Here is a 26,376-nt window from a genome sequence, read left to right on the forward strand (position 1 = left end):
TATAGGTAGTTACGTGAAAAAAAGAAAAAATGAAATATTAATTTGGAAGGACCATTGAAATTAAGCCGTAGAATTTAATAATTGATGGAGTAAAGTTGCGTAAAGAAGTTTTTACTGTTTGAGCGAATAGCGAGTTTAAAAACTTTAGCCAACTTTACGGAATCAATTATATAAATTCTAGGTGAAAATTTCACGGTTACTGGAAAATAAATATTTCATTTTTTCGCTTCCACGTAACGAACAATTTAGTTAAGTTCTGATTTATGTTTGTAATAGAAATAAATACATTGTGTTATGAATATTAAGCTTAATAGACCAAAAAGGGGATATAATGTTGAAATTAAATTTGAAAATCCGATTTGTGATATTGGTAAGGCTACTGCTAAAACTATAAAAATTCCCTTTTTAAATTTAATATTAAAGCTTTGTTCTAATGTTTTACTAATTGAGTAAACATCTGAAACCTCAGTAGAGAACATTTCAAGCCAAATTATTACTAGTAGTAGGGCTTGTATGACACTACCGAATCTTTGAGCAACTAAAAGCAATGGTATTTCAAGTTCAAATATATATGGTTGATTAGCTAATAATAGTAAGTTAATAGAACCAGATAATAAAGTTAAACCTAAAGCTCCTAATGCAATGCCGTAAACCATTGTTTTGGAGCTTTTAGTTTCGTTACTTAATGGAACTAATACACCTGAACAACAAAGTATGTTGTATCCAGCGTAAAGTATAGTAGAAACAAAAACTCCTTTTTTAGGAGGTTCAAAGCTAGAGATATATTGTAATGAAATTGAATCTTTACAAAATAAAAAATATAGAACTAGAATAAGTGTAATTGTACATAGTAAAGCAGGAACAATAAATGAGTTTACTTCAATAAGACCTTCAGTATCCCTTAATAAAAAAACGCAAGCAATACAAAGCATAATTAGTGAACCAACAATTTTAGGTGCTCCAAAGAATTGATGAATTAAAGCACCACTTCCTGCAAGGATAATTGATGCACTTGAAATCAAATAAAAGGTTGTTATTACTCCTGTTATTTTACCAAGTAAATTAGGACTTATTATTTTTAGAACATCACTATAAGAGTTAAGACTATATTTAATACCTATTTTAGCTATTATTGATCCCATCAATATATAAAATACTCCACAAAAAAGTATTCCTAAAAAACTAGTCAAACCAAAAGAAGTAAAAAATTGAGTAATTTCTTTACCAGAAGCAAGTCCAGCACCAACAACTGTTCCAATAAATACAGCAGCAACTTGAAAAATCTTAGTGAAATCTTTCTTCACGCATATCCCCCCAATATATTTCTAATATCTAATATATAAAGGTTACAGTACAATTATTCTTTTTTTGTGAATAAGCTATATTTTATTAGGTAAAATAAATTTAAGAGATTGTTTTTATAGGGGCAATAAAATATGTAAGGAGATTAATATGGTTAGTGTTAAAAGAGTTTTAAGTTGTATATTGGTTTTAACAATTAGTATATTAATTGGATGTAGCAAAGTAAAGGTTGATAATGAAACAAGTTTAGATTTATTTGATGTATTTAAAGGAAAGGAGTTAGCAACAAATTACTTAATAAATATTAGAAATGGCAATATAGAAAAGGCTAACGAGGTATGTGTAAAAGAATTAGTTGATAATAATGTTAATCTATCTGAAGGAGTTTCTGATATAGCAGGATTTCAATTAGATAAAACTATTGCAAGTAGTGAGTTTGCATATTACATTTTTAATGTTATTAGAGACTCTAGTACAGAGCCTAAGAGTGATTTAGAAAGTTATACTATAAAGGTAAATAGAAATGGAGACAGTTATAGCGTAAGTGAAATTAAAGCAAAGACGCAAAGAGAATTATATATAAAAAATAATTCTTTAAGGATAATTGGAGAAAAAGGTGGGAAAAGTAGTCTAGTAATAAGCTTAAATAATATTCCTAAGGATACTTATTTAAGAGAAAATAAGATTATGCTATATAAAGAAAAGGTACCTAATAATAATTTTGGAAAGGTAGTTTTAGGATTTACAGGACAAAAGATAGCTATTTCTACTGTAGACGATAAAAATGCTTTTATTTGTATTGCTTATATCGATAATACATTAATGGAAAATGGTACAGATGATATATCTGCTAGTACAAATTCGCAAGGAAGCTCAATTAGTGAGTTACAAGAAGTTTTAGAAAAACCTATTACAAGTAAGGTTGTACCTGTAGATTTATTAAACAATGTGCAAATAGAGAATTTTATATTTTCTAAGGAAGATGATAATATAGCTGTTAATTATAAGAATAAAACAGGTATAGATAGACTAAACATATATAAATCAGATGATGGAACTATGATAGATGTTAAATTAGATGAGCTTTTTAATAAGGATATATATAATGTTAAGGCTGAATATTTTGATGATGATAAATTAATATTTGATGTTTATAAATCTGATGGTATCACTGACGATATTACAGGTAAATATACCTTTAATATTAAAAGTGAGGAAATGATTAAATTGTAATTAATTGATAAGTAATTTATAATATAGTAAAAAATAAAAGAGGTTAATGTATTATACATTACCTCTATTTTAGTTATGTAAGCTAATTTTAAAGCAAATAGAGTATTAATATAATTAGTCATTAAATATACAGATTAATATAAGGAGAAAAAAATGATAAAGGAATGGAATGGAAAAAGATATCATAGCTTAAATTATTTCCTAAGAAATAAATTTGGAGAAAAGATATATAAAATATCACTAGATGGAGGATTCACTTGTCCTAATAGAGATGGAAAGGTATCAAAAGGTGGATGTACTTTTTGTAGTGCAAGAGGATCAGGAGATTTTGCTGGAAGTAGAATATTATCTATTACTGAACAATTTGAAGACAGAAAAGAAATGATGGAAAAGAAATGGAAAGATGGTAAGTACATTTCTTATTTCCAAGCGTATACTAATACTTATGCACCTGTTGAAGAGTTAAGAAAAAAATATGAAGAAGCATTAGCTCAAAAAAATGTTATTGCTTTATCTATAGCAACAAGACCTGATTGTTTAGAGGATGATGTTTTAGATTATCTTGAAGAGTTAAATAAAAAGACTTATCTTTGGGTTGAATTAGGGTTACAAACTATAAATGATAAAACAGCTCATAATTTTAATAGAGGTTATGATTTTGAAACCTTTGATAGTAGTTTAAAGAAATTACAAGAAAGAGGAATAGAAGTTGTTGTACATACTATATTTGGTCTACCAGGAGAAACTGAAGAAGATATGTTAAAGACTGTAGATTATGTTGCACATTCTGGTGCTCAAGGAGTTAAGTTTCATTTATTACATTTAATGAAAGGAACTAAAATGGTAGAGCAATATGAAAGCGGAGAATTACAACTTTTAAGCAAAGAAGATTATATTAATTTAATATGTAAGGCTATAGCTATGATACCAGAAGAGATGGTAGTTCATAGATTGACAGGTGATGCTCCAAGACAAAGTTTAATTGGACCAATGTGGAGTTTAAAAAAATGGGAAGTATTAAATGACATTGATAAAGCACTTGTAGATAATAATATTTGGCAAGGAAAAGATTTTAAATAGACATATTTGAGCGACTGTGTAATAATTTTTGCAACAGTCGCTTTTCTATTTATAATTAGATAAGAAGCACCTACTAATTAAACCAAGGGTTTGAAATCTTACTTATGGAACAAATGGGGTTAATGTTAAGTCTAATAGATGAAGGGAGCGAAGAATTTGGAGGCTTCAGTAGATAATCTTAGTAAAGATGAATTGATAATGGAAGTAAAAAGAGCAAAACGTGGAGATAAAGAAGCTTTTTGTAATTTAGTTAGAGTAAATAAAGTTGCAATATATAGAGTTGCAAAATCTATATTAAATAAGGAAGAGGATATAGAAGATGCAGTTAGTGAAGCAATATTAAAAGCTTATAAAAATATACCAAAGTTGAAAAATGAAGAGTTTTTTAAAACGTGGTTAATAAGAATAGTAATAAATGAAAGTAATAATTTATATAAAAAAAGAGCTAAAGAAGTAGCTGTAGATAAAGATCATTTTAAAAATATAAAAATTAATGATAATTATAAGGATTTATCTTTATATGATGCAATTAATTCCTTAGAAGAGGATTTAAGAATTACTACAATATTATTTTATTTTGAAGATATGAAATATAAAGATATAGCAAAAACTCTTAATGTTAAGGAAGGAACTGTAAAGTCAAGATTATCTAGGGCAAAAGAAAAGCTATATAGTATTTTAAAGGAGGAGCTTCATGGATAAATTTGATGAATACTTAAAAAATAAAAGTAAAAGCGAAAATGAAGATTTTGTTTTACCAAAGTCTTTTGAATATAAACTTGAAGAGACTCTAAAAAATTTAGATAAAGAAAATAAAAATGAAACTAATGTATGGTATATGAATAAGAAGCTATGGACTACAGCTGCATGTTTTGCATTTGTATTTTTAGCAGCAACATCAATAAGATATGGAGTTGATTCAAATAGGTCAAATTCTATAGAGAAAAGTTTAGAAAATCAAGTTACAGGGTATAGTGAGGCTATTCCGGAGGTTGCTAGCCACAATCAGGCTTCAACTAGAGGTATTGGGAATGATGAAGCAACTAAACAAGAAGTAGAAGAGTTTAGTTTAGAAGATAGATTTGGTGATGGAATTATAGATTCTAATAACATTAACAAGATAATAGTTAAAAATATAGTGGATGGAAATACTTATAAGTCTGTAGATAATAAAGTAGATATAGAAAAAATCATTAGCTTTATAAATGATATTCCAAAGGAAGAAATTCAAAAACAAACCTTAGGGGAATGGGATTTTCTAATACAGACTAATGGAGTAGAAAGTAATCACACAATAATTATTAAAAATGATATTCTGAATATAGATAATAAATGGTATAAAATAGATTCTGAAGAGGTAAGCAACTTTAAATCTATGTATAATGATTTAAATTATGATGAGAATAATATACCATATTGCAACTATTAATTTATAAGTGTATTGAGTTTATGATATGAATAAATATTTTAAATTTAGTAATAAAAATATTAAACTTGGAAAGATATTAATATTAGTTTTATTAGGACTATCTATTATATTTTTCTTTATGAAAAACTTTGGGGAAATAACAGGAAGTATTTGCTTAATAAGAGGTTTAACAGGAATTCCATGTCCATCATGCGGAATGAGTAGAGCTATTATAGCAGTTATTAATGGTGATATTATAAATGCATTTAAATTTCATCCATTATTTTGGTTACCATTTATATCATTAGTACTTATAGTTTTTAAAAGAAGTTTTTTTAAGCAGATATTAATAGGTTCAATTATTTTAATAATGATTGTGTATATTTTGAGAATGATAATGTTTTTTCCAGATATAGAGCCTATGAAATATAATGAAAAATCAATACTTAATCAAATTATTGAGAATAAGAAATAATAATAAATAAGTAAGATATAAAAGGTAATAGTTAACTAATTTACTTTTAATTAATGTATATATTAAAAAGTCGGCATAGGCCGACTTTTTATATTTTAGTTATTTGCAAAAGCTTTTATACCACTTGGAATATAAAGAATTTTAAGTAATATGATTCATCTGAATTCCAAAGAATTGGATGATCTGAACTTTGAGTTCTAACTTCAATTTGTCTTAAAGTTCTTCTAGCATCATGAGCAGCTTCAAGAACAGTTTTCTTTAGCTGTTCTTCACTCATATAATGAGAGCATGAGCATGTAGCAAAGTAACCACCTGGTTTAACCATTTTTAAACCTCTAAGGTTAATTTCTTTATAGCCTCTAATTGCAGCATTAACAGTATTTCTAGATTTAGTGAATGCTGGTGGGTCTAGAATAACAACATCATATTGTTTACCTTCTCTTGACCAATCTCCAAGAACATCAAATGCGTTATGACATTCAAACTTAACAACATCTTGTAAATTATTTAATTTAGCATTTCTTGTAGCACAATCCACAGCATGTTGAGATACGTCAATTCCAAGAACTGATTTTGCGCCAGCTATACCTGCATTTAAGGCAAATGAACCAGTATGAGTAAAGCAATCTAAAACATCTTTACCTTTACAAATTCTATGCATAGCAGCTCTATTTTCCTTTTGATCTAAGAAGAATCCAGTTTTTTGGCCATTTTCTAAATCAACTATGTATTTAACACCATTTTCAATGATTTCAATATCAGTATCAAATGGTTCAGTTAAGAAGCCTTTAGTTTGTTCTAAGCCTTCAATTTCTCTAGTTTTTATGTCACTTCTCTCATAAACTCCTTTAGCACCATATTCTTCAACTAGTATTTTAACTATTAAATCTCTATATTTATCCATTCCTAATGTAGAAATTTGAATTACATAGTAATCTTCAAATTTATCAACTGTTAATCCTGGTAGGAAATCCGCTTCTCCAAATATAAATCGGCATGATGATGTATCAATAACAGTCTTTCTATAATCCCATGCTGCGGCAAATCTTTTCTTAAAGAATGTTTCATCTATTTCTTCATTAATATCTCTTGTCATTATTCTAATTGTTATTTTACTTCTATCGTTAATATAACCTTTACCAATGAAGTGGTTTTTGTGGTTATATACTTCAACTATATCTCCATTTTCATATTCGCCATCATATTCATTTATTTCATCTATGTATATCCAAGGACGTCCTTGCTCAGCTCTTTTGTTTTTTCCCTTATGTAAGAAAAATTTACTACTCATTATCTACATCTCCTTATCTTAAGTCTTATACGATTATAACATAACTATTAAATAACAGTGAAAAATTTAATATATAAAATATATTTGACATTTTTATAAAAATAAAAACTAATTATATAACAAAAATTTTAAATTATATAAATTTTATAATGAGATATTAAATAGAGACATTAAAAATTAGAGTTTAAGTATGTTATTAAAAGAAAATGTTTAAAAAAAAGAAAAATAGTAAATAAAATGTTAAAAAAGATGAATAGTATTAATTGACTTAATAAAAAAGCTATGATATATTTAGCAATATATAATATGTAATAATATGTAACAAAATAAATTATATTACAAAAAAGGAATAAAATCTTGGGGAATAATTTCTATAAAATTTTATAGATTATTATAAAAATTAAAAAAACATAAAAAGGGGGAAATTTATTATGAAAAGAAAGATACTTGCAGTATTACTATCAGCTACAATGCTATTAACTGTAGCAGGTTGTGGTAATAGTAATAAAACAAGTAACAATTCATCTAATAATTCATCCAATAGTGAAAAGTTAGATGATGAACAGGTGTTAAATACTATATATTTTGAGGTTGCAACTTTAGATGCGAATGATTGTACTGATAATCAAAGTTCATCTATTCTTGCTGCAGTTCAAGAGGGATTGACAAGAGTTGAGAATGATGGAACAGGAGATAAATTAGTTCCAGCAGGAGCAGAAAGTTGGGAAACTTCAGAAGATGGATTAACATGGACATTTCATTTAAGAAAAACTAATTGGTCAGATGGTGAACCTGTAGTAGCTCAAAATTACGTTGATTCATTTATGAGAATATTGAATCCTGATAATGGTTTTGCATATGCTTTTTTAGCATATGATATTGTTGGTGCAGAAGAATATAATACAGGATCAGGATCAGCTGATGCTGTAGGAGTAAAAGCTATTGATGATCAAACATTGCAATTTAATTTAAAGTATGCAGTTCCATACTTCCTTTCTAAGATATCATATGCAACATTCCATCCAATAAGATTAGATGTTATTGAAAGACTAGGAGATAAATATGCTAGTGAAATAAAAGATACTGTATATAATGGACCTTTTATAATAGAAAGCTGGGATAATGGAAACTCAATGGTATTAGTAAAAAATGATACTTACTGGGACGCAGATTCAGTTAAGCTTGATAGAATTAACTTAACTCAAGTTAAGGAATTTGCTACACAAGCACAATTATTTGAAAATCAAGAATTAGATGTAACTGGAGCTCAAACTGATTATATAGAAAAATGGACTCAACAAGCAGAAAATGGAGAATTCCAAATGCAAACTGGTGATGAGCCAGGATCATTCTATTTATATTTTAACCAAACTAGTGAAAGTGCTAATGGAATATTAAAGAATGCAAAAATAAGAAAAGCAATAGGGTTAGCAATAGATAGAGATGTTTATACTAATGACTTAGTAGGAAGATATCAATCATCTTATGGAATAATTCCAACAGCTATAAACTTTAATGATAAGAAATACAGAGATCAAGTAGAAGAACCATTAGCTGATGAGGCTAAGACTTATGTTAATAATCCAGACAAGCTTAAAGAGCTATTTAAGGAAGGATTAACTGAATTATCACTTCAAACAGATGATTTAAGTCAGTATTCATTAACTTATTTATGTCAAGGTGATTCTGAATTACAAAAGCAAAGAGCAGAATGGATAAGTCAACAAATTGAAAGTAATTTAGGTATTAATATTGAAGTTGAAACTCAAGGAGATTGGGGAATATACTTAAATACAATGGATAAATTAGAATATGATTTCACATTAACTGGTTGGTCTGCAGACTATGATGACCCAATGACATTTTTAGATATTTGGGTATCTAACGGAGGAAATAATCATACAGGATATGCAAATGCAGAATATGATGAATTGTTAAAATCTGCGAAGGGTGAAAATGATGAAGCTAAGCTATTAGAGATATATAAAAAATTAGAAAACAAACTAATAGAAGAGGATGCTGTTATTTCTCCAGTATATTATACAGATACAGTTAGATTCTATCAAAATTATGTTAAAGATCTTCAATTTACCTCATTTGGAGCAGTTTATGAATTTAAACATGCTTATATAGAAGGTAAAAATTAGTTAAAATAATTTAAAATTTATATGTGCACATCAACAATTGTTGATGTGCATTACTTAAATATAAAGGAGTTAAATTTATGGGAAAATATATTATAAGAAGATTTTTTGAGATGATTATTACTCTTTTTTTAATTGGAACAGCAACCTTTTTTCTTTTATCTGCAATTCCAGGAACAGCCATTGATAAAAAGATTCAAAAGTTACCAGAAGAAACAAAAAAGGTAGTTATACAAAAGTATGGATATGACAAACCAGTAATTGAAAGATATTTTATAACTTTAAAGAACTATATTTTTAAGGGTGAATTTGGTGAATCATTAGTGCATGCTGGAGATACGGTTTCTAGTATAGTAAAAAATAAAATGCCAGTATCAAGTAGGTTAGGAATACAACAGATTGTAGTAGGTGTTACTATTGGAATAATTCTTGGAATAGTTGCAGCAATGAATAGAGGTAAAGTAATTGATTACATAATTCTTATAGGGGCAATGATATTTGCTTCGGTACCTACACTGGTATTAGGTTTGTTACTACAGAAATACGGGGCAAAGGGTCCAATATTTAATTTACCTATAATAGGTTGGCCTAAGGGAAGTGAATTATGGTTTGGTGGATGGAAATATACAGTGTTACCAACACTAGCAGGTGCAGGAAGTTATTTAGCTTATTACACAAGATTAATGAAGACAAGCATGTTAGATAGTATAAATCAAGATTACACTTTAACGGCAAGAGCTAAGGGTCTATCAGAACTAGCGATAGTTAGAAGACATGTATTTAGAAACTCTTTTATTCCAATAATTACGGTATTACCAGTTGCTGTTTCAGGAGTAATTTCAGGGTCATTCTTTATAGAAAGAGTATTTTCTATTCCAGGAGCAGGACAGTATTTTATTCAAGCAGCAAATGATAGAGATATTCCAATATTAATGGGATTAACATTACTATACGCATTAATTTATCTTATTGCAATATTTATAACAGATATACTTTATACCGTTGTAGATCCACGTATAAGGTTAGTTAAATAAATATAAAGGAGAGAATATTAATGGAAAAAGTGAAAGATAGTAGATTTGAATTAATAGATTCATCTAAGTTAGATGGAGATTTAGTTGTTAGACCCAATATTAGTTATTGGAAGGATGCATGGAGAAGATTGAAAAAAAATCCCATAGCTATGGGTTCATTGTTTATATTAGTAGTTATTATATTGATGTCTATTTTTGCACCAATTATAAGAAATTTAGACTATCAAACAGTTGTTACAGCTAATAAAAACTTATCCCCGAACAAAGAGTTTTGGTGGGGAACAGATGCAATGGGAAGAGACTTATTTACAAGAGTTTGGATTGGAGCAAGAGTATCAATAAGTATAGCTATAGTTGCAACAATTATAGATGTAGTAGTTGGATGTCTATATGGTGGAATAGCAGCTTATGTTGGTGGTATTGTTGATGAAATAATGATGAGAATTGTTGAAGTTCTAAATAGTATTCCTTATTTAATTATAACATTATTGATTTTAGTTGTTTTAGGAAATGGATATTTTCAATTAATGCTAGCACTATGTATTACAGCATGGACAGGTACTGCAAGAATGATTAGAGGTCAGATTTTGCAGTTAAGAGAATCTGAATATGTTTTGGCTGCGGAAGCATTAGGAGCATCTCCGTTGAGAGTAATTATAAAACACTTATTACCTAATACAATAGGATTAATAATATTAGATGTTGCATCAACTATTCCAAGCGTTATAGTTTCAGAAACTGTACTTTCATTTTTAGGATTAGGGTTAAGCATACCAAGTTTTAGTCTAGGATCATTATTATCAGCAGGACAACAAGCTATGGCATTTTATCCATATCAATTATTGTTCCCAACAATGGTTTTATGTCTAATAATATTATCATTTAATGTTTTTGGAGATGGTTTAAGAGATGCTTTAGATCCTAAACTAAGGCAATAGGAGGTATCTAAGTTATGGAGAATTTGGTAAAAGAAAATAAATATATTCTTGATGTGAAAGATTTAAAAGTTTCATATCATACTTATGCAGGAGAAGTTCAATCAGTTAGAGGAGTATCATTTAAAGTTGATAGAGGTGAGGTATTAGCTATAGTTGGCGAATCAGGATGTGGTAAAAGTGTTACAGCTAGATCTATTATGTCTTTAATTCAAGCTCCACAAGGAGAGATAAAAAAAGGTAGTAAAATATTTTTTAATGGTGAAGATGTATTAGCTTATAATAAAAAGCAAATTAGAAAATTTAGAGGTGGAGATTGTGCAATGATATTTCAAGATGCACTAACTTCCCTTAATCCAACTATGAAAATTGGAAAACAAATAATGGAGAATTTAATTATTCATAGAAATATGAATAAAAAGGAGGCAAAGGAAGAGGCAATAAAAATATTAAGGTCTGTTGGAATACCTAATGCAGAAAAGAGAATAGATCAATATCCACATGAATTTTCAGGCGGAATGAGACAAAGGGCAATGATTGCAATAGCAGTAGCTTGTGAACCTAAAATTTTAATAGCAGATGAGCCTACCACAGCACTTGATGTTACAATTCAAGCACAAATATTAGAGTTAATTAATGAGCTAAAAGATAGATTAAATACTGCTGTAATATTAATCACTCATGATTTTGGAGTAGTTGCAGGTATGGCAGATAAAATTGCAGTAATGTATGCAGGACAAATTATAGAATCAGGAGAAAAAAGAGATATATTCTATAATCCAAAGCATCCATATACATGGGCACTTTTAAACTCTGTTCCTAAGCTGGAATGGAAGGGAAAACAATTATTAGATACAATTAAGGGCACACCTCCAGATTTAATTGCTCCTCCAAAGGGATGTGCATTTGCAGCTCGTTGTAAGTATTGTATGAATATATGTTTAGAAGAAGAACCAAAAGAATATTCCTTTGAAAATTCTCAGCAAGCAAAATGTTGGTTGTATAGTGAAGAGATGCCAGAAGGAATGTTGAATGAAATTTTGGAGGATAAAAAAAATGAGTAAAGATGCAAATGTGATTTTAGAAGTTAAGAATTTAAAGAAATATTTTAAAGTTGGTAATAAAGATATTTTAAAAGCTGTTGATGATGTTTCATTTTTTATAAGAGAGGGAGAAACATTAGGATTAGTTGGAGAATCGGGCTGTGGTAAAACTACATGTGGTAGAACTGTAATTGGAATGTATGATAAGAGTGGGGGAGAAGTTTTTTATAAAGGTAAGTCAGTGCATGGATTAAGTAGAAAGGATAAGAAAGCATTTACCAAAGAGGTTCAAATAATTTTTCAAGATCCATATGCTTCTTTGAATCCTAGAATGACGGTTGCAGATATAATAGCAGAAGGAATTGATATTCACGGATTAGCAAAAAATAAGAAAGATAGAGAAGAAAGAATTTATAAGGCTTTAGATCAAGTAGGCTTAAATAGAGAACATGCTAATAGGTTTGTTCATGAATTTTCAGGTGGACAAAGACAAAGAATAGGAATTGCTAGAGCATTAGCAGTAGAACCTAAATTTATTCTTTGTGATGAACCTATATCTGCTTTGGATGTATCAATTCAATCACAAGTAGCTAATCTTTTAATTAAATTACAAAAGGAATTAGGATTAACATATTTATTTATAGCCCATGATTTATCTATGGTTAAGCATATTTCTGATAGAGTAGCAGTTATGTATCTAGGAAGTATGGCTGAATTAGCAGAATCAGAGGAATTGTATAATAATCCTAAACATCCTTATACAAAAGCATTAATGTCAGCAATTCCAATAGCAGATCCAGATGTTGAAGAAAGTAGAGAAAGAATTATGCTAAGTGGAGATGTACCTAGTCCAATTAATACACCTATAGGATGTAAGTTCCAAGGAAGATGTGATAAGTGTATGGAGATTTGTAGAAAAGAGGTTCCAGAATTTAAAGAAGTTAAAAAAAATCATTTTGTTGCATGTCATTTATATTAAAATATTTTAGTTTAGAGGATTAAATAGATGAGGAAAACAATTGAATTTATGAATGATTTTAAAAAATGCTTTATTATTGGAACTTTAATAACTTTTTCAATAGCGTTTTTGGTTGGAATATTTTCATTAATAATATCAAAATTTAATATTGAACAAGCTATTCAAAATGTAAAGAGTATATTATTAATAGTAGGTTCATTAGGAATGATATTAGGAGCTATGTTAATGATTAGTAGAAAAAATAGAAAAGAATTAGTATTTATTGATCAATGGAAAGAAAAATATAGGATATTATCATATAAAACTGTATTAATAGTAGTAAGCTGTGTAATTGTTCTATATGGAGGAATTATTGATTGGATTAATTATAAATTTTAAATATATATATTATGATTTATAATATTGTAAAAAGTAAATTTTTATGAATAGGTAAGTTAAATATGAATTATGTATATATATTAAGATGTAATGATGATAGTTTATACACAGGATGGACAAACAATTTAGAAAAAAGGGTTAAAGCACATTCAAATGGAAAAGGTGCAAAATATACAAAAGCTAGATTGCCCGTAGAACTAGTTTATTTTGAAGAATATGAAAATAAAGTAGAGGCTATGAGAAGAGAATATGCAATTAAACAGTTAAAAAGAAAAGAGAAGTTAATGCTAATAAAGAAATAAATTAGGTACTTTAACTTTAAGGGGGCAAAACCATGGATATAAAAATAAGAGCAATAAGAATAGAAGATGCAGAGGGAATTAATGCATTAAGGGTCATGGATGGAGTAAGAGAAAATATACTAGGAATAACTAGTGAAAGAATATATAGAAGTAAAAGTTTTATAGAAAGTTTAGGAAATAATGCACATATGTATGTAGCAGAAGAAATAGAAAATGGTGAAAGTAAGATAGTTGGAGCTATATCATTACATGTTGCTGAAAATTCTAGACTTAGACATTCAGGTAGTATAGGAATTATGGTGCATAAGGATTATCAAGGAAGAGGAATTGGTAAAAAACTTATGGCTACGATTATTGATTTAGCAGATAACTGGCTTATGCTTAAAAGGTTAGAGTTAGGAGTATTTATAGATAACACCAGAGCTTTAAATTTATATAAATCTTTTGGATTTGAAATTGAAGGAACTAAAAAATGTGCAGCAATAAGAAATGGTAAATATGTAGATGAATATATAATGGGTAGAATTAAGAATTAAAATTTTAATAGTATAGTATAAAGAGATATAAACTACACATACTATTAATGCAGTAAAGTGGATGAAGTTTGAAGCTTATACTGCTAAAGGTGAACTAGTAATTTAAAACTATTAGTTCACCTTAAATTTTGCAATAAAAAACCACTTACAAGGTAAGTGGTTTAAATCGTTAAACTTATAGGGGAGTTTTGGATTGGGTATTATTTTGAATAATCGTTAATTAAATCCTGAATCTTTGATTTACATCTAAATCCATGACAACTTCCAGTGCATGCACCGGTTACTTTAGAAACTTCTTCTATGGTATGGGCACCATTTTTTATAGCTTCTTTAATTTTTGCTCTAGATATAGATTTACAAGTACAAACTTTTGTTATTTTATCAAGGATATCAGCATTTAAATTATTTTCCATAACAGATCCTCCAAAATACAAAGATATTAGGAAACACAAAAATTAATTATTAGGTTAATTAATTTTTGAGTAATACGTTTCAACAACTATATTAAATCATAGTATACTAAAATAGTCAACATTAAATATTAAATAACAATAATTATTAATTAATGGAAATTATTATAGTCATATTATTAATATATTGTAATAAGTAATGGTTTAAAATATTAAATTTAGCAATAAAAATAATGACAAAATTTTGGATGTAATTGACAAAGCATAATTAGTTAATATATAATAAATTCATTAAAGACTATGATTAGGATAAGTACTTTAGTTTATTCTTTTAAGAGAGTGATTGGTTGGTGTGAAATCATAAGATAACTTAAGGAAAATCACCTAGGAGTTTGAGGCTGAAAGTTTTTACGATTAAGCTATCACGTTAGCCCGCGTTAAGGGATAGGATATGAAAGTATCTGAATTATGGCTCATAGTATAATTATGAGTTTATTAACCTTAGGTGGTATAGCGAATTCACTTCGTCCTTTTGGGATGAAGTTTTTTTTATTTAAGTGAACCTTCAAATTTTAATTTGGTAAGGAAAAATTACTCTTTCGACTATAGGAGAAGGAGTTTCATTAAATAAGGATTAAAATATGTCTTTAAGAGAATAATTTTAATAATTAATAAATGTAGAGAAAGGAGAATTCTTATGTACAAAAAAGTAGAATTGCCAAATGGTTTTGTTGGTCTTGAAAAAGAAGTAGCAAATCTTTGGACTGCAAGAAATGTTATAAAAAAGAATTTTGATATGAATCAAGATGGTGAATACTTCACTTTCTATGATGGACCTCCAACAGCAAATGGTAGACCACACGTTGGGCACGTATTAACAAGAGTTATGAAGGACATTATCCCAAGATACAAAGTTATGAAGGGGTATAAAGTTATAAGAAAAGCTGGATGGGATACTCATGGTCTTCCAGTAGAACTTGAAATAGAAAAGAAGCTTGGAATTTCAGGTAAAGAACAAATCGAAGAGTACGGAGTAGAAAAGTTCGTTAAAGAATGTAAAGAAAGTGTATTTACTTACGTAAGTATGTGGGAAAAAATGACTAATCAAATTGGATATTGGGTTGATATGGAACATCCATATGTTACTTATCATAATCCATATATTGAATCAGTTTGGTGGGCATTAAAACAAATGTGGGATAAAGGTCTTTTATATGAAGGGCATAAAGTAATGCCATATTGCCCAAGATGTGGTACTGCATTATCATCTCACGAAGTTGCACAAGGATATAAAGATGTTAAGGATTTAACTTGTGTTGCTAAGTTTAAAGTTGTAGGAGGAGAGAACAAGTACATATTAGCTTGGACAACAACTCCTTGGACATTGCCTTCAAACTTAGCTTTATGTATAAACAAAGCTTATACATATATAGAAGCAAAAGTTGGAGATGAAATATTAATATTAGCTAAAGACTTAGCTGATAAAGTTTTAGGAGAAGACTATGAAGTAGTTAGAGAATTCCCTGGAACTGAACTTTTGGGAACTAAATATGAACAATTAATGCCTTTCGGTAAAGTAGAAGGAAAAGCTTTCGAAGTAATTCATGGTGATTATGTTACTTTATCAGATGGTACAGGTATAGTTCATATAGCACCTGCATACGGTGAAGACGATAGCTTAGTAGCTAAAGCTAATGGAATTACTTTCATTAACTTAGTTGATAGAGAAGGTAAATTCGTAGAAGAAGTTACTCCATGGGCTGGAAAGTTCGTTAAGAAATGTGATGAAAGCATCTGTAAGTGGTTAGAAGAAAATAATAAATTATTTAAATCTGAAAAGCACTTACACTCATATCCACACTGTTGGAGATGTGACACACCACTTCTTTATTATCCAAAGGAAAGCTGGTTTGTTGCAATGACAACATTAAGAGATAAGCTTTTAGAAAATAATAATAAGATTAATTGGTATCCTGATAACATTAGAACAGGTAGATTTGGTAAGTTCTTAGAAAATGTTATCGACTGGGGTATTTCAAGAGATAGATACTGGGGAACTCCACTTCCAATTTGGGGATGTGAATGCGGACATAAAGAATGTATAGGAAGCATTGCAGAACTTAAGGAAAAGGGAATTAATGTTCCAGAAGATATAGAATTACACAAACCATATATAGATAATGTTCACTTAAAGTGTGAAAAGTGTGGTAAGGAAATGACTAGAACTAACGAAGTTATTGACTGTTGGTTCGATTCAGGTTCAATGCCATTTGCACAATTACATTATCCATTTGAAAATAAAGAATTATTTGAACAAAACTATCCAGCTCAATTTATATCAGAAGCTGTTGACCAAACAAGAGGATGGTTCTATACTTTATTAGCGATATCAACTGCTATATTTGATAGAAATCCATTTGAAAACTGTATAGTTTTAGGTCACGTTCTTGACAAGAAGGGCTTAAAGATGTCAAAATCTAAAGGAAATGTTGTAGATCCATTTGATGTATTAGACGCACAAGGTGCTGATGCAACAAGATGGCACTTCTATACTGCAAGTGCTCCATGGTTACCAACAAGATTCTCTATAGATGATGTTGGAGAAGCTGGAAGAAAATTTATGGGAACATTATGGAATGTTTACTCATTCTACGTGTTATATGCTGAATTAGATCAATTTAATCCACTAAAGTATAATGATTTCGTATCAGAAAATGTAATGGATAAGTGGGTTATGTCTAAGCTTAATACATTAGTTAAAGATGTAGATTCTATGTTAGATTCATACCAAATAACTCAAGCAGCATTAGCTATTGAAGATTTTACTGATGAGTTATCAAACTGGTATGTAAGAAGAAATAGAGGAAGATATTGGTCTGAAGAGTTAACTGATGATAAGATAGGTGCATATGTAACTTTATATAGAGTATTAACAACTTTAATTAAAGTAGCAGCGCCATTTGTTCCATTTATAACAGAAAACATTTATCAAAACTTAGTAGTTGGATTAGATGAAAATGCTCCAGAAAGCATTCACTTATGTAGCTGGCCAGAAGTTAATGAAAATGCTATAGATAAGAACTTAGAAAAGGAAATGGATTTAGCTTATACAATAGTTAAGCTTGGAAGAAGTGCAAGAAATGGTGCTAACATTAAGAATAGACAGCCACTTTCTAAGATGTTAGTTTCTACTGATTCACTTCCAGGATACTATGGAGAAATAATAACAGATGAGCTAAACATCAAAGCAGTTGAATTTGGTGCTGACCTTTCAACTCATGTTAACTTTGAAATTAAGCCAAATTTACCTGTGTTAGGAAGAGCTTATGGTAAGTTAATACCAGGAATAAGAAAAGAAATAGCTGCAAGAAACCAAATGGAATTAGCTCAAACTATTCAAAATGGTGGAGTAGTAGTTATTAATGTTGATGGAACAGAAATTGAATTAAATAAGGAAAACTTATTAGTTACTATGCAAGGGCTAGAGGGTTATGCATTTGCTGGTGAAGGTTCAATTGGTGTTGTTTTAGATACTCATATTTCTGAAGAACTTAGAGAAGAAGGTCACTTAAGAGAAATAATTTCTAAGATTCAAAATATGAGAAAAGATAAAGGGTTTGAAGTTGCAGACAAAATTAAATTATATGTAGCAGATAACGAAATGTTATTAGATGTAATTAAAAAGTTTGCTGAGGTTATTAAGAAAGAAACCTTAACCCAAGAAATAGTTTACAATGAGGAAGCTAATTATACTGAAACAGTTATAAATGGTGAAAAGCTAAATATGACTGTAGAAGTTATTAAATAATTATAGCTTTATTACAAAGGGTAGGGATTAAGTAATAATTCCTATCCTTTTTTCAAACACTAATATTATAGTTAAAATTATGAATTATTAAGTGTAAAAAATAAGTAAACTCATTGTATTAATTAGTAAAAAAAGGTATAATTAATAATTAAAATGAAAATGGAGTGATGTTGATATGGCTACTTCTATAAAAGATGTTGCGAGGGAAGCTGGCGTTTCAATAGCTACGGTATCTAGAGTATTAAATGATATAGATGTTGTTAATGAAGATACTAAAAAAAAGGTATTAGATGCTATTAAAAAGCTAGGATATAGACCAAACATTGTAGCGAGAAGTTTAAAAACCCAAAGAACAAAAACAGTTGGAATATTAGTTCCTGATATTTCAAGTGGATTCTATCCAGAAATAGTTAGAGGGGCAGAGGATGTTGCAAATATTTATGATTATAATGTAATATTATGTAACTCTGATTTTGACTATGATAAGGAAAAGGATTATTTAAGAGTACTTAAAGAAAAAATGGTTGATGGTGTTATCTATATGAGTTCTTGTTTAGAAGAAGAAACTTTAGATATAATAAATGAATTAGATTTAAAAACTGTTCTTGCAGAATCTAAAGACAAAGAAGGTAGATTACCAAGTGTAATTATTGATAACATACAAGCATCATATGATGCAACAAAGAGCTTAATTGATAAAGGATTAAAGAATATTGCCTTTGTTGGTGTTAATAAAGGTGCTGCTAATGCTTGGGGAGAAAGACATAAAGGGTATGAAAAAGCATTACAAGAAAGTGGTCTTGCTGTTGATGAAGATTTAGAATTCTTTAAAGATTTAAAAGTTAAGAGTGGATATAAAGCAGTTGAAAGCTTCTTAGCTACTGGCAAAAAATTTGATGGAGTAGTATGCTCATCTGATGAAATTGCAATGGGTGTAATTAATGCATTAAGAGAAAATGGAATGAAAGTTCCAGAAGATGTAAGCGTAATAGGATTTAATGATAATGCAGTTGCATCTTATTTCTATCCAAAAATAACTACAGTTAAGCAACCAAGTTATGATATGGGATCAGTTGCAATGAGAATGCTTATTAAAATATTAAATAATAAGCCTTTAGACCAAGATCAATATGTATTAGATTATAAATTAATACAAAGAGAAAGTTCTAAATAATTTTATAACCATCTCTAATTTTATTGAAAATTAGAGATGGTTATTTTTTTTGTATAAATATGTTGAAGTAATAGGAAAAAAATGATATAATTGAAGTAATTTGATAACGTTTACTGATAGCAGTTGTTTCTAAATTGGGTACACAATCAATTAGGTATAGGTAATATTATTGGGAAGTTGAGAATTAGGGTATAAAGAAGGTTATCAAATAATGATATAAAATAATTGCTATTTTAGTAGGTAGAATAAAAGAGGATAGATTAACTATCCTCTTTTTTCTATTATTAAAGTATTCCTTCAGTCTTTAATAAATTTTCTAATTTTTGAACTTTTTCTGTTAAAGTAATAAATTTTTCTTTTATTATATTATTTTTTTCGTTTCCTTCGTTAATACAGTTTTCCATTTCTTCTACAGCTTTTAATGCATCATCAATATCTTTTTGAGCTAATTTTAAATTTGATTCTTTCATAGACGTATCTCCTTTGTTAGGTAAATAAAAAATATAGAAAACACCTTCTTGTAAATACGAAGGTATATCATCGTTGTAACTAAACTTACTAAATTAAGATTTATAGATTCAGTTAAACTTATGTTGATATCTTTATCCTATCACTAATAAATAGGTGTTGCAAGGCATATATTGTAAAGAAAAAATAAATAGGGGGAAATAGAAAATGATTAACTATATATGGTTTGTGATGATTTTTCTAGGATTAGTAGTTGGGATATTTACTGGAAATGGTGAAGGTATTTCTAATGCAATAATTGGTTCTATTGATACTACAGTTACATTTATTATTGGACTTGTCGGGTTAATGTGTTTTTGGTGTGGTGTTATGAAGGTTGCACAAAACAGTGGATTTACAGAAAAATTGGCTAAACTTATGAAACCTATATTAAAACTTATATTTAAAGATGCAGCTAAGGATGAAAAGGCCTTAGGAGCTATAGTTATGAACATAACAGCAAATATGATGGGCCTTGGAAATGCAGCAACGCCTTTCGGAATTAAGGCTATGGAAGAAATGGATAGATTAAATACTGAAAAAGGTGTAGCTAGTAATGATATGGCTTTATTTTTAGTATTGAATGCAGCTTGTATTCAATTAGTTCCATCGACAGTATTATCTATAAGAGCAGCAGCAGGTTCTTCAAATCCAGGAGCAATAATACTTCCGGCAATAATATCAACTGGTATAGCAGCAATTGTTGGTGTGATTTATTGTAAAATTTTGCAAAGATATTTTTAGGATTATGGGGGTATTGAGATGTTTAGCTATATAACTAAAAGTATTATTCCTATAATAGTTTTAATTATTATAACTTATGGAATGATAAAAGGTAGAAAGGTATATGACTGGTTTATTGAGGGAGCAAAGGAAGGGTTAAATGTATGTTTAAATATTTTCCCATATCTTTTAGCTATGATAATAGCTGTGCAAATATTTAGAGAAGCTAATCTTTTAGATATGTTAAATAATGCAATTGCACCGCTTTGTAGACTAATAGATTTGCCTAAGGAGGTTGTTCCATTGGTTTTAATTAAGCCTCTTTCTGGTAGTGGTGCAATGGGAGTTTTTACTGATATTTTAAAAAATTATGGCGCTGATACTCCAATAGGTCTAGTAGCTTCAGTAATTATGGGAACTACAGAGACAATATTTTATACTGTAACTGTATACTTTGGAGCCGTTAAAATAAAGAAAACACGTCATACAGTATGGGCAGCAATCATGGCAGATATGACTGCGATTATTATGGCCATAATGATGGTAAAACTTTTAATATTGTAACATTTTAAAAATATTGCAAAGAAATATTTTAAATTAAGAGATTAATTTTTGAACAGCGCTTCGCTAGTTCAATTAAACTAGAAAAGCTAAGTTTAAATCTTAATTTCTTAATTCTAAATTTCTTCGTAATTTAGAATTAAGGGGATAATATGTAAAATTTTTAATGCACTGTAAAGAGTTTGGTTGTATAATATTACTAAAATAAATCGAATGGAGAATGATTATGGGGGAAGATAGATTTTACATTGTAAATGAAAAATCATTACCAGAGATATTTAAAAAGGTAATTGAGGTAAAAGAGAATATTGAACTTGGCAATGCAAAGGATATAAGTGAGGCCATAAAATTAGTTGGAATTAGTAGAAGTACATATTACAAATATAAAGATGATGTATTTCCAATGGCTCAAGATATGCAATCTAAGAAGGTAACTTTAATATTATTAATGACACATAAGTCAGGCACTTTATCTAAGGTGTTGGATTGTATTGCATTTTATAAAGGAAATATATTAACAATAAATCAAGATATTCCAATAAATTTATCGGCTAATGTCACGGTTACTATTGATATTTCTCATATGGAGAAAAGTGTTAGTCAATTAGCAGCAAGGTTAAACTCTTTACCGAATGTTAGAAGTGTAAAATTATTAGCAGCAGAATAATAAAAAGTAATCCTAAAATATTATAAAAGGAGATAGGGCTATGAATCAAAATATTTATAAATTGAATAGAGATAATCTTTTAAATAAGATTAAAGACAATTCAATTGTAATTTTATTTGCTGGAAAAGCAATTCAAAAGACTGGAGATCAAACTTATCCATTTACTCCAAATAGAAATTTTTATTACTTAACAGGAATAAAAGAAGAGGAACATATATTAGTTATGTCAAAAATTAATGGAGTAAAGTCTTCTAAGCTTTATATAAAAGATATTGATTTAGAATTAGAAAAGTGGATTGGAAAGAGCATTAGAAAGGAAGAAGCTAGTGAGCTTACAGCAGTAGACGAAGTTAAGTTTAAGAGTCAATTTGATGCTGATATTCATTCAGCAATTGTAATGAAAGAAGAAATAAATCTTTATTTAGATTTAGAAAAAATGAGTGCAAATAGAGAAGGAACAATTTCACATAGATTTGCTAATGAAATAGTAAGTAAGTATCCACAAGTTAGAATAAATAATGTTTATAGTAAAATTGGTGAGTTAAGATTAAAGAAATCACAAGAGGAAATAGAGAAAATTAAAAAAGCTATTGAGATAACAAAGAGTGGTATTGAAAGATTAATGACTGAAGCACGTGTTGGAATGAAGGAGTATGAATTAGAAGCATATTTTGATTTCAATTGTAAAGTTAAAGGTGCAACTGGTTTAGCTTTCACAACAATAGCTGCAGCAGGAAAAAATGCTACAACATTACATTATGTTGATAATAATTCAGAGCTTAAAGAAAATGATTTAATTCTTTTTGATTTAGGTGCAGAATATAATTGTTATAATGCTGATATATCAAGAACTTTCCCCGTTAATGGTAAGTTTACTGAAAGGCAAAAGGAAGTTTATAATTCAGTTTTAAAAGTAAATGAAGAAATTATAAAATTAATTAAGCCAGGAATGAAATATAAAGATGTAAATGAAAAAGCAACTGATTTAATAGCAGAGGAATGTATAAAATTAGGACTTATTGATGATAAAAAGGATGTTAGAAAATATTATTATCATAGTATAGGTCATAGTTTAGGAATGGATACGCATGATATTGAAACGCCACATAGAGATATAACCTTTGAACCAGGAGTTGTATTTACTGTTGAACCTGGAATATATATAGAAGAAGAAGGTATAGGAATTAGAATAGAAGATGATATATTAGTAACAGAAGATGGAGTTATTAATTTATCAAGTGATATAATAAAGAGCGTAGATGAAATTGAAGAATTTATGAAAAAAGCACAAAATAAATAAATTTTATAGAAGTTATAAAATTTTATTGCAAATGCAAGAAATTGATTATATAATCGAATTATTATAGAGTAAAAGTGAATAACTTAGGGTAGAGGCGCGAAAGTTAATAGTATTATTGATGAGGAAAGCACTGTGATTCAATAAGAAAGGAGCAATCGCCGAAGCATACAACTGATGCTTTAAGGTTGTATAGCTGGGAATACATAAAATATATGTATTACTGTCACAAAGTATTTTGTGGTGAGCTATCATTTGAGACTTGTATTTGTATACTATTTTTAGTATATACAAGACCTTGAGTGTTAACTCAAGGTCTTTTTTGTTAGTTTGAATTATCCTTATTATTCATTTTAAAATTAATTAAGGGGGAAATAAAAGTGAAAAAAAGAAGCTCTAAAATTTTACTGCTTACAATGTTAATGTTTATTTTTTCAACTACAATTGCATTTGCAGCAGAAGTTGAACCAGCAGCGGTGAATGCAGATAAGTTTGGAATATGGACATTAATTCCACCAATAGTTGCTATAGTATTAGCATTTATAACAAAAAATGTTGTTATTTCGCTATTTATAGGTATTTTGTCAGGAAGTTTTCTAGTTAGTCTTGCCGGGCATAATGTATTTAGTGCATTTATACAAGCGTTTCTAGATTTTGTGGATAGAGCCTTAAATTCTCTTGCAGATCCATGGAATGCAGGTATAGTTCTTCAAGTACTTGCTATTGGAGGAGTTATTAATTTAATTGCTAAAATGGGTGGTGCAAAGGCAATAGCAGAAGCATTAGCTAAAAAAGCTAAGACTGTAAAAAGTACTCAATTAACAACTTGGCTTTTAGGATTATGTGTATTCTTTGATGATTATGCAAATTCTTTAATAGTAGGTCCAATAATGAGACCAGTATCAGATAAAATGAAAATATCAAGAGAAAGATTAGCATTTATAATAGATGCTACAGCAGCTCCAGTAGCTGGGTTAGCTATTATTTCAACTTGGATTGGATTAGAAGTAAGTTTAATTGGGGATGGTTTTAATTCAATTGGAGTGGAAGCTAGTGGGTTTGGAGTATTTCTGCAAACAATACCGTATAGATTCTATAATATATTAATTTTAGCTTTTATAGTAATAACAGCTTTAACTTTAAAAGAGTTTGGACCAATGAGAAAAGCTGAGGTTGCAGCAAGAAATAGAGATAAGTCTATTAAAGATGAAATTGCAGTAGAAACATCAGCTGAAATGGATGAATTAGAGCCAAAAGAAGGTGTTAAGCTTAGTATATGGAATGCTATTATTCCAATCGGAGCATTAATTATTTCAGCATTAGTAGCATTTTATTATAGTGGATATAGTTCAATAATGGGTGGAGAGCCATCAGTAGCTCAAGAAATTATGATTAATTCACCATTTTCATTTAAAGGTATAATGGAAGCATTTGCTGCTTCAGATGCTTCAGTAGCATTATTCCAATCAGCATTATTTGCTTCAATAGTTGCTATTTTAATGGGGGTTGTTAAAAAGATATTCACTTTAAGTGAAGCTATTGAAGTTTGGGTTGATGGAATGAAAGGATTAATAATAACAGGTGTTATATTAATATTAGCTTGGTCATTAGGATCAGTAATTAAAGAACTTGGAACAGCATATTACTTAGTTGAGGTATTAGAGGGGGCAATACCAGCATTCTTATTACCAAGTTTAATATTTATTTTAGGGGCTGTAATTTCATTCTCTACAGGAACTGCATATGGAACAATGAGTATATTAATGCCATTAGCAATTCCATTAGCACATTCAATAAATCCAGAAATGTCATTTGTAGTAGTTTGTACAAGTGCTGTGTTAACAGGGGCTATATTTGGAGATCACTGTTCACCAATATCTGATACAACTATACTTTCTTCAATGGGAGCTGGATGTAATCATATTGAGCATGTTAAAACTCAAATGTGGTATTCATTATTTGTTGCAGCAGTAACTATACTATTTGGATATATTCCATCTGGATTCGGAGTTCCGATATATATAGTATTACCACTTTCATTAATTGCGTTATATGTAGGGGTTCAAATATTCGGTAAGAAGGTTGAAGAAGCTTAAGCAATAAGAAAATAAAATAAAAAGGGCTATATTAAAAGGTTGTGCTATATCGCACAACCTTTTTCAGTTAAGAAATAAAGTTAGTCTAAGCTGACTTTAGAAAATATATATTCTTGAAATTACCATATGAGTTCTTTTTTTTATTACTGACTATTTGTGCGGTGGTGGTGTTATCAGCTTGTTAACTAATATTGAAATTACTATTCCAAGTAATGTTTCTATTATTCTATTAGTGGCATAAAATAAGGGATCACTATAGGCATGAGCTGTAGTAACTCCTAGAAATGCTATACAAGTTATGTTTATTGCACCTGGTCTTTTAAGAATATTACATAAATAAATCATTGAAATAATTCCTGATGCAATTATGATATATATTACTAATTTTGATATGTATTGATTTGGTATATGAATTTCCAAGGACCTAAATAAGAAAAGAAATATTAAACCAAAGCTAGCTCCTAGTATTGTTCCTGCGCCTCTATTTATTCCCATATGAATTGAATTATAAACAGTATCTTGTAAACAAATTACAGCTGTAAGACAAGCAAAAAAGGGTTCATTAGGCAAAAGCAATAAGCATAAGAAGACAGCTATACCTGATTTTATTGTTCTAAGTCCAATCTTAGGAAATTTAAAATTTTCCATAATTAAGCCTCCTATCCCTATGATATTATATCTAATAAACAGTTAAAATTCATTATTCTATATAATATTTTTTATGAAATTATCAGATTTATAATATATTATAGAACTGTAGAATATAAAAATATATATAGTTTTAAATATTATTGAAAGGGAAATAATAAAAGAAAGAGAGATAATTTTAATAGAAGAGTAAATTTAAGATTTAACTTGTTGACAGTTTTTACATTTTAGAATATTATAAAACTAATAAATGCATAGAAAAGAAGAGTAGTTTAGGAATGTATCTAAAGAGAGCTAGGGGTGGTGAAAACTAGTGATATTGAACTTTATGAAGATGGTCTTGGA

The 26,376-nt window shown here is 28.8% G+C and carries 25 protein-coding genes, 1 riboswitch and 2 other annotated features (1 of these 28 only partly in view); of the genes, 20 read left to right on the forward strand and 5 right to left on the reverse strand.

The features are described 5' to 3' along the window. Positions 1–245: 245 nt before the first annotated feature. A complete protein-coding gene (locus EJJ37_RS05190; protein ID WP_133014539.1) occupies positions 246–1,304 on the reverse strand; it encodes a YkvI family membrane protein in 1,059 nt (352 codons plus the stop codon). A 148-nt stretch (positions 1,305–1,452) separates the two neighbouring features. Between EJJ37_RS05190 and EJJ37_RS05195 the strand changes: the two genes are divergently transcribed. From EJJ37_RS05195 to EJJ37_RS05215, 5 genes are all read left to right on the forward strand, one after another. Beyond that, the gene (locus EJJ37_RS05195) at positions 1,453–2,535 is read left to right on the forward strand and encodes a hypothetical protein (protein WP_133014540.1); all 1,083 of its coding nucleotides are present in this window, start codon (positions 1,453–1,455) and stop codon (positions 2,533–2,535) included. A gap of 153 nt (positions 2,536–2,688) precedes the next feature. Then, entirely contained in the window at positions 2,689–3,615 is a 927-nt protein-coding gene (gene mnmL / locus EJJ37_RS05200; RefSeq protein WP_133014541.1) for a tRNA modification radical SAM protein MnmL/YtqA, read from the forward strand. A 156-nt stretch (positions 3,616–3,771) separates the two neighbouring features. Beyond that, positions 3,772–4,317, forward strand: coding sequence for a sigma-70 family RNA polymerase sigma factor (locus EJJ37_RS05205; protein ID WP_226891561.1), 546 nt, complete (start codon positions 3,772–3,774; stop codon positions 4,315–4,317). Further along, positions 4,310–5,044: a hypothetical protein gene (locus EJJ37_RS05210; protein ID WP_133014543.1), complete on the forward strand. Its 735-nt coding sequence runs from the start codon at positions 4,310–4,312 to the stop codon at positions 5,042–5,044. Before EJJ37_RS05205 ends, EJJ37_RS05210 begins: the two co-directional genes overlap by 8 nt. Positions 5,045–5,069: 25 nt before the next feature. Next, a complete protein-coding gene (locus EJJ37_RS05215; RefSeq protein ID WP_133014544.1) occupies positions 5,070–5,498 on the forward strand; it encodes a DUF2752 domain-containing protein in 429 nt (142 codons plus the stop codon). Between the two features lie 115 nt (positions 5,499–5,613). Here EJJ37_RS05215 and EJJ37_RS05220 read toward each other — a convergent pair whose 3' ends face one another. After that, the gene (locus tag EJJ37_RS05220) at positions 5,614–6,789 is read right to left on the reverse strand and encodes a class I SAM-dependent rRNA methyltransferase (protein WP_133014545.1); all 1,176 of its coding nucleotides are present in this window, start codon (positions 6,787–6,789) and stop codon (positions 5,614–5,616) included. Positions 6,790–7,220: 431 nt separating this feature from the next. Between EJJ37_RS05220 and EJJ37_RS05225 the strand changes: the two genes are divergently transcribed. From EJJ37_RS05225 to EJJ37_RS05260, 8 genes are all read left to right on the forward strand, one after another. Next, positions 7,221–8,936, forward strand: coding sequence for a peptide ABC transporter substrate-binding protein (locus EJJ37_RS05225; RefSeq protein WP_133014546.1), 1,716 nt, complete (start codon positions 7,221–7,223; stop codon positions 8,934–8,936). 77 nt (positions 8,937–9,013) lie between these two features. After that, positions 9,014–9,967, forward strand: coding sequence for an ABC transporter permease (locus EJJ37_RS05230; RefSeq protein WP_133014547.1), 954 nt, complete (start codon positions 9,014–9,016; stop codon positions 9,965–9,967). A gap of 20 nt (positions 9,968–9,987) precedes the next feature. After that, the gene (locus EJJ37_RS05235; RefSeq protein ID WP_133014548.1) at positions 9,988–10,905 is read left to right on the forward strand and encodes an ABC transporter permease; all 918 of its coding nucleotides are present in this window, start codon (positions 9,988–9,990) and stop codon (positions 10,903–10,905) included. Between the two features lie 14 nt (positions 10,906–10,919). Beyond that, a complete protein-coding gene (locus tag EJJ37_RS05240) occupies positions 10,920–11,966 on the forward strand; it encodes an ABC transporter ATP-binding protein (RefSeq protein ID WP_133014549.1) in 1,047 nt (348 codons plus the stop codon). Continuing rightward, complete coding sequence (locus tag EJJ37_RS05245; protein ID WP_133014550.1) at positions 11,959–12,924, forward strand: ABC transporter ATP-binding protein; 966 nt, start codon at positions 11,959–11,961, stop codon at positions 12,922–12,924. Before EJJ37_RS05240 ends, EJJ37_RS05245 begins: the two co-directional genes overlap by 8 nt. A gap of 27 nt (positions 12,925–12,951) precedes the next feature. Next, positions 12,952–13,302 (forward strand): hypothetical protein, encoded by a 351-nt coding sequence (locus EJJ37_RS05250; protein ID WP_133014551.1) that lies wholly within the window; start codon positions 12,952–12,954, stop codon positions 13,300–13,302. 62 nt (positions 13,303–13,364) lie between these two features. After that, a complete protein-coding gene (locus EJJ37_RS05255) occupies positions 13,365–13,604 on the forward strand; it encodes a GIY-YIG nuclease family protein (RefSeq protein ID WP_133014552.1) in 240 nt (79 codons plus the stop codon). 32 nt (positions 13,605–13,636) lie between these two features. Continuing rightward, on the forward strand, positions 13,637–14,140 hold the full coding sequence (locus tag EJJ37_RS05260; protein WP_133014553.1) for a GNAT family N-acetyltransferase: 504 nt from the start codon (positions 13,637–13,639) through the stop codon (positions 14,138–14,140). Positions 14,141–14,340: 200 nt separating this feature from the next. Here the strand turns inward: EJJ37_RS05260 and EJJ37_RS05265 are convergent, their stop codons facing one another. Continuing rightward, positions 14,341–14,553 carry a (2Fe-2S)-binding protein gene (locus tag EJJ37_RS05265; protein ID WP_133014554.1) on the reverse strand — a complete coding sequence of 71 codons (213 nt, stop codon included), beginning with the start codon at positions 14,551–14,553 and terminating at the stop codon, positions 14,341–14,343. Between the two features lie 288 nt (positions 14,554–14,841). Beyond that, positions 14,842–15,085 (forward strand) — a binding site (T-box leader). A gap of 162 nt (positions 15,086–15,247) precedes the next feature. On the opposite strand from EJJ37_RS05265, the gene ileS reads away from it, so the two are divergent. Further along, positions 15,248–18,358 carry an isoleucine--tRNA ligase gene (gene ileS, locus EJJ37_RS05270; protein WP_133014555.1) on the forward strand — a complete coding sequence of 1,037 codons (3,111 nt, stop codon included), beginning with the start codon at positions 15,248–15,250 and terminating at the stop codon, positions 18,356–18,358. Between the two features lie 175 nt (positions 18,359–18,533). Continuing rightward, positions 18,534–19,532 (forward strand): LacI family DNA-binding transcriptional regulator, encoded by a 999-nt coding sequence (locus EJJ37_RS05275; protein ID WP_133014556.1) that lies wholly within the window; start codon positions 18,534–18,536, stop codon positions 19,530–19,532. Between the two features lie 284 nt (positions 19,533–19,816). Here EJJ37_RS05275 and EJJ37_RS05280 read toward each other — a convergent pair whose 3' ends face one another. After that, positions 19,817–20,002, reverse strand: coding sequence for a hypothetical protein (locus tag EJJ37_RS05280; RefSeq protein WP_133014557.1), 186 nt, complete (start codon positions 20,000–20,002; stop codon positions 19,817–19,819). A gap of 205 nt (positions 20,003–20,207) precedes the next feature. Here EJJ37_RS05280 and EJJ37_RS05285 point away from each other — a divergent pair, with 205 nt between their 5' ends. The 5 genes from EJJ37_RS05285 (at position 20,208) to EJJ37_RS05305 (ending at position 25,383) form a co-directional block, all read left to right on the forward strand. After that, complete coding sequence (locus EJJ37_RS05285) at positions 20,208–20,783, forward strand: nucleoside recognition domain-containing protein (RefSeq protein WP_133014558.1); 576 nt, start codon at positions 20,208–20,210, stop codon at positions 20,781–20,783. Positions 20,784–20,801: 18 nt separating this feature from the next. Continuing rightward, entirely contained in the window at positions 20,802–21,326 is a 525-nt protein-coding gene (locus EJJ37_RS05290) for a spore maturation protein (RefSeq protein WP_133014559.1), read from the forward strand. A 223-nt stretch (positions 21,327–21,549) separates the two neighbouring features. Beyond that, positions 21,550–21,990, forward strand: coding sequence for an ACT domain-containing protein (locus EJJ37_RS05295; RefSeq protein WP_338032247.1), 441 nt, complete (start codon positions 21,550–21,552; stop codon positions 21,988–21,990). 40 nt (positions 21,991–22,030) lie between these two features. Next, positions 22,031–23,290: an aminopeptidase P family protein gene (locus tag EJJ37_RS05300; RefSeq protein WP_133014561.1), complete on the forward strand. Its 1,260-nt coding sequence runs from the start codon at positions 22,031–22,033 to the stop codon at positions 23,288–23,290. Positions 23,291–23,371: 81 nt separating this feature from the next. Beyond that, a riboswitch (Lysine riboswitch) is annotated at positions 23,372–23,546 on the forward strand. 157 nt (positions 23,547–23,703) lie between these two features. Further along, complete coding sequence (locus EJJ37_RS05305; RefSeq protein WP_338032249.1) at positions 23,704–25,383, forward strand: Na+/H+ antiporter NhaC family protein; 1,680 nt, start codon at positions 23,704–23,706, stop codon at positions 25,381–25,383. Between the two features lie 150 nt (positions 25,384–25,533). On the opposite strand, the gene EJJ37_RS05310 is transcribed toward EJJ37_RS05305, so the two are convergent. Beyond that, the gene (locus EJJ37_RS05310; protein WP_133014562.1) at positions 25,534–26,031 is read right to left on the reverse strand and encodes an FUSC family protein; all 498 of its coding nucleotides are present in this window, start codon (positions 26,029–26,031) and stop codon (positions 25,534–25,536) included. A gap of 246 nt (positions 26,032–26,277) precedes the next feature. After that, positions 26,278–26,376: a binding site (T-box leader), on the forward strand; it runs 138 nt beyond the window's last position.

It is taken from the genome of Clostridium cuniculi (genome assembly GCF_004353185.1).
Taxonomy (GTDB): Bacteria; Bacillota; Clostridia; order Clostridiales; family Clostridiaceae; genus Clostridium; species Clostridium cuniculi.